At 45.2% G+C, this 5,829-nt stretch carries 2 tRNA genes and 3 rRNA genes; all 5 read right to left on the bottom strand.

What is annotated here, in order from left to right:
• Positions 1–270 precede the first annotated feature (270 nt).
• Positions 271–380, bottom strand: a 5S ribosomal RNA gene (gene rrf, locus IL45_RS12975).
• A gap of 92 nt (positions 381–472) precedes the next feature.
• Positions 473–3,288 (bottom strand): 23S ribosomal RNA (locus IL45_RS12970).
• Positions 3,289–3,441: 153 nt separating this feature from the next.
• Positions 3,442–3,515 (bottom strand) — tRNA-Ala (locus IL45_RS12965).
• Positions 3,516–3,623: 108 nt separating this feature from the next.
• Positions 3,624–3,697: transfer RNA gene (locus IL45_RS12960), tRNA-Ile, on the bottom strand.
• Between the two features lie 147 nt (positions 3,698–3,844).
• Positions 3,845–5,370, bottom strand: a 16S ribosomal RNA gene (locus IL45_RS12955).
• Together the 16S, 23S and 5S rRNA genes with 2 tRNA genes alongside form the textbook arrangement of a ribosomal RNA operon.
• Between the last annotated feature and the right edge of the window lie 459 nt (positions 5,371–5,829).

Below are 5,829 nucleotides of genomic sequence, written 5' to 3'. Positions count from 1 at the left end.
TATACAAGGTTTAATCAGGTTTGATATCTGAACGACAAAATGTCTAGCAGTTCTTAAGAGCGACTAGACATTTTTTTTTGTGGTCACCAACCTCAATAAATAACACTACCTTATATACAAAAGCCATCTAATGAGCACTGCTAAAGTTTATAATAGTAAATATCACAAGAAAAGGCTAATGAACATCTAGCACATTAACCAAAATTGAATATAAAATTTAAAAAAAGGGTATAAAAAAAGTCCTTACTAATTACTTAGTAAGGACTTAAAAGAAGGCGGCGACATACTCTCCCACAATAAAGCAGTACCATCTGCGCAAATGGGCTTAACTTCTCTGTTCGGAATGGTAAGAGGTGAGCCCCATCGCTATAACCACCTTAATGGTTCAGCTGAGATAATCAACTGTAAAAGTTGACATATTGAAATTTTAAACGATAATAACAAACATTATATAAAAAAGCTAAAGGATAGAATACCTAAGCTTACGGGTAATTAGTATCACTCGGCTATGACATTACTGCCTTTACACCTATGACCTATCAACGTGGTAGTCTCCCACGACCCTTTAAAGAAATCTCATCTTGTGATGGGTTTCGCGCTTATATGCTTTCAGCGCTTATCCCTTCCCGACGTAGCTACCCAGCAGTGCTCCTGGCGGAACAACTGGTACACCAGCGGTCAGTCCAACTCGGTCCTCTCGTACTAAAGTCAGATTCACTCAAATTTCTTGCGCCCACTACAGATAGAGACCGAACTGTCTCACGACGTTCTGAACCCAGCTCGCGTGCCACTTTAATGGGCGAACAGCCCAACCCTTGGGACCTTCTCCAGCCCCAGGATGTGACGAGCCGACATCGAGGTGCCAAACCCCCCCGTCGATGTGAGCTCTTGGGGGAGATCAGCCTGTTATCCCCGGCGTACCTTTTATCCTTTGAGCGATGGCCCTTCCATACGGAACCACCGGATCACTATGCTCTTGTTTCCAACCTGGTCGACTTGTAAGTCTCTCAGTCAAGCACCCTTATGCCATTACACTCTACGCACGGTTACCAAGCGTGCTGAGGGTACCTTTAGAAGCCTCCGTTACTCTTTTGGAGGCGACCACCCCAGTCAAACTACCCACCAAGCAATGTCCCCCGCTAGGGGTTAGGTCTCAAATAAGCAAAGGGTGGTATTTCAACAATGACTCCACAACGCCTGGCGACGCCACTTCATAGTCTCCCACCTATCCTACACATTACTTATCCAAGATCAATACTAAGCTATAGTAAAGGTGCACGGGGTCTTTTCGTCCCGTAGCGGGTAATCGGCATCTTCACCGATACTACAATTTCACCGAGCTCATGGCTGAGACAGTATCCAAATCGTTACACCATTCGTGCAGGTCGGAACTTACCCGACAAGGAATTTCGCTACCTTAGGACCGTTATAGTTACGGCCGCCGTTTACCGGGGCTTCAATTCAGATCTTCGCCGAAGCTAAACCCTCCTCTTAACCTTCCGGCACCGGGCAGGTGTCAGGCCCTATACATCATCTTTCGATTTAGCAGAGCCCTGTGTTTTTGATAAACAGTCGCTTGGATCTTTTCACTGCGCCCCACATTACTGCAGGGGACCTTTCTCCCGAAGTTACAGGTCAATTTTGCCTAGTTCCTTAGCCATGAATCTCTCGAGCACCTTAGAATTCTCATCCCAACCACCTGTGTCGGTTTGCGGTACGGGCTGCTTCACTTGCTTTTCTTGGAAGTTGCTCCTCTGGATTATCCATGCAGCCGTAGCCTTATGGTACTATCCTGACCTTAAAAGTCAGTTCAACGTACTATTCCGTCAGTACGCACCAGATTTACACCTCCGTCACTTTTAGCGTGAGCAGGTACAGGAATATTAACCTGTTGTCCATCCACTTCCCCCTTCGGGTACGCGTTAGGACCCGACTAACCCTCAGCTGATTAGCATAGCTGAGGAAACCTTGGTCTTTCGGTGAGGGAGTTTCTCGCTCCCTTTATCGTTACTTATGCCTACATTTTCGTTTCTATACGCTCCAGAAAACTTCACAATTTTCCTTCGACGCCCATAGAATGCTCCCCTACCACTCCGTAGAGTCCATAGCTTCGGTAATATGTTTATGCCCGATTATTATCCATGCCGTACCGCTCGACTAGTGAGCTGTTACGCACTCTTTAAATGAATGGCTGCTTCCAAGCCAACATCCTAGCTGTCAATGCAGTACAACCTCGTTTATTCAACTTAACATATATTTGGGGACCTTAGCTGATGGTCCGGGTTCTTTCCCTTTCGGACATGGACCTTAGCACCCATGCCCTCACTGCTGATCATCATTTTATAGCATTCGGAGTTTGTCAGGAATTGGTAGGCGGTGAAGCCCCCGCATCCAATCAGTAGCTCTACCTCTATAAAACTAAATCAACGCTGCACCTAAATGCATTTCGGGGAGTACGAGCTATTTCCGAGTTTGATTGGCCTTTCACCCCTACCCACAGGTCATCCGAAGACTTTTCAACGTCAACCGGTTCGGGCCTCCACTGTGTGTTACCACAGCTTCACCCTGCCCATGGGTAGATCACACGGTTTCGCGTCTACCACTGCTAACTATACGCCCTATTCAGACTCGCTTTCGCTACGGCTACGTACCTGAAGTACTTAACCTTGCTAACAACGGTAACTCGTAGGCTCATTATGCAAAAGGCACGCCGTCACCCCAAAGGGCTCCGACCGCTTGTAAGCGTATGGTTTCAGGATCTATTTCACTCCCTTATTCAGGGTTCTTTTCACCTTTCCCTCACGGTACTGGTTCACTATCGGTCTCTCAGGAGTATTTAGCCTTAGCGGATGGTCCCGCTTGATTCATACAGGGTTTCACGTGCCCCGCACTACTCAGGATACCACTATCAATAACATTCTTTACCTATACAGGGCTATCACCTTCTATGGCTCCTTTTTCCAAAGGATTCTAATTCATTATGCATTAAATGTCGTGGTCCTACAACCCCAATTAGGCCGTAACCTAATTGGTTTGGGCTATTCCGCGTTCGCTCGCCACTACTAGCGGAATCACTTTTGTTTTCTCTTCCTCCGGCTACTTAGATGTTTCAGTTCACCGGGTTTGCTTCTTTACAGATGACATATCTTCAATATGCCGGGTTGCCCCATTCGGAAATCTGCGGATCAAATTGTATGTGCCAATCCCCACAGCTTATCGCAGCTTATCACGTCCTTCATCGCCTCTGAGAGCCTAGGCATTCCCCATACGCCCTTAATTTGCTTATGGTATTCTTATCTATTTTGCAACGATACAAAATAAATGCCTTGCTTTTAATATTCAATATTTACTATAATAAATACAAACTAATGTACCTATTCGTTTCTCGTTTAATCTTTTCAATATGTCAATGAACGTTATAAATCTTACGATTTAATAAAGTGGAGAATATCGGAGTCGAACCGATGACCTCCTGCGTGCAAGGCAGGCGCTCTAGCCAGCTGAGCTAATCCCCCATTATAAAATTCAGAATGTTGTATTCAGAATTAGCAATGTTGAACAACCAACCTCTAGAATTTCCTTTAAGTATTTTAATGAACTATTGTATAGCGAACCATACATTGTAGTCTCAGGCAGACTCGAACTGCCGACCTCTACATTATCAGTGTAGCGCTCTAACCAGCTGAGCTATGAGACTGTATAACTAAACAGACATAACTATCTAATTAAAAGTCTTTTCGACTTAATATATCAAGATTGACAACTTTAAAATATAAATAAACACGCTAATCAAATAGCTTAACCATACAAATCTATTGTTGTTCCATTATTTCAGGAACTCCAGAAAGGAGGTGTTCCAGCCGCACCTTCCGGTACGGCTACCTTGTTACGACTTAGCCCCAGTTACCGGTTTTACCCTAGGCAGCTCCTTGCGGTCACCGACTTCAGGTACCCCCAGCTTCCATGGCTTGACGGGCGGTGTGTACAAGGCCCGGGAACGTATTCACCGCATCATGGCTGATATGCGATTACTAGCGATTCCAGCTTCACGTAGTCGAGTTGCAGACTACGATCCGAACTGTGATAGGGTTTATAGATTCGCTCCCACTCGCGTGGTGGCTGCTCTCTGTCCCTACCATTGTAGCACGTGTGTGGCCCAGGACGTAAGGGCCGTGATGATTTGACGTCATCCCCACCTTCCTCACGGTTTGCACCGGCAGTCTCGCTAGAGTCCCCGACATGACTCGCTGGCAACTAGCAATAGGGGTTGCGCTCGTTATAGGACTTAACCTGACACCTCACGGCACGAGCTGACGACAACCATGCAGCACCTTGTAATATGTCCGAAGAAAAATCTGTTTCCAAATCTGTCATACTACATTTAAGCCCTGGTAAGGTTCCTCGCGTATCATCGAATTAAACCACATGCTCCACCGCTTGTGCGGGCCCCCGTCAATTCCTTTGAGTTTCATTCTTGCGAACGTACTCCCCAGGTGGGTTACTTATCACTTTCGCTTGGCCACTCAGACGTCAATTCGTCCAAACAGCTAGTAACCATCGTTTACGGCGTGGACTACCAGGGTATCTAATCCTGTTCGCTACCCACGCTTTCGTCCATCAGCGTCAATATATTGTTAGTGATCTGCCTTCGCAATCGGTATTCTATGTAATATCTAAGCATTTCACCGCTACACTACATATTCTAACCACTTCACAATAATTCAAGACTAACAGTATCAATGGCAGTGCCGGAGTTGAGCCCCTGCATTTCACCACTGACTTATTAGCCCGCCTACGGACCCTTTAAACCCAATGATTCCGGATAACGCTTGCACCCTCCGTATTACCGCGGCTGCTGGCACGGAGTTAGCCGGTGCTTATTCTTACGGTACCGTCAGCTATCCTCACGAGGATAGGTTTCTTCCCGTATAAAAGTAGTTTACAACCCATAGGGCCGTCTTCCTACACGCGGCATGGCTGGATCAGGCTTGCGCCCATTGTCCAATATTCCTCACTGCTGCCTCCCGTAGGAGTCTGGTCCGTGTCTCAGTACCAGTGTGGGGGATCTCCCTCTCAGGACCCCTACCTATCGTAGCCATGGGGAGCCTTTACCTCTCCATCTAGCTAATAGGACGCATACTCATCTATCACCGTAACCTTTAATTATAAAACCATGCGATTCTATAATACTATGAGGTATTAATCCAAATTTCTTCGGGCTATCCCTCAGTGATAGGCAGATTGTATACGCGTTACGCACCCGTGCGCCGGTCGTCAGCAGAAAGCAAGCTCTCCCTGTTACCCCTCGACTTGCATGTGTTAGGCCTGCCGCTAGCGTTCATCCTGAGCCAGGATCAAACTCTTCATCGTAGAATCTTTTTAAAGATCGTTTTATGACCTATATAATCAATACTACTTAATTAGCGTAATTGTGTTTATTTACATTAAATCTTACCAGAAAATATTCTAAAATATCTCCTTATTATTTTTGTGCTGTCAATCAAAATCTCAATGAACTACTTCAAATCATAAAATTAAAACTTTGACAATCCTCTCCCGATTCTTGAACTAGTATTCTAACCTTCTTTGAAGAACTAACGCTCTACTTTAGACATCACGTCTGCTGCAAAGCGGGTGCAAATATACTCACGTTTTTCTCTACCAACCAAACTTTTTGCCAAATTAAATTAAAATAATTCGTAAAACACAAACAAACAAGTCATTACGAAAATGATTTGACCAATCTAACCCTTATCAAATAACGATAACGCAGATACATCAACATACTTGATACACTTAATCCTAGTAATAAGCCTTACAACAAAACAC

Origin of the sequence: Nonlabens ulvanivorans, from assembly GCF_000732625.1 — a bacterium.
Taxonomy (GTDB): Bacteria; Bacteroidota; Bacteroidia; order Flavobacteriales; family Flavobacteriaceae; genus Nonlabens; species Nonlabens ulvanivorans.
Note: the sequence above shows the minus strand (reverse complement) of the source record. Positions and strands in the feature narration are given on the sequence as shown.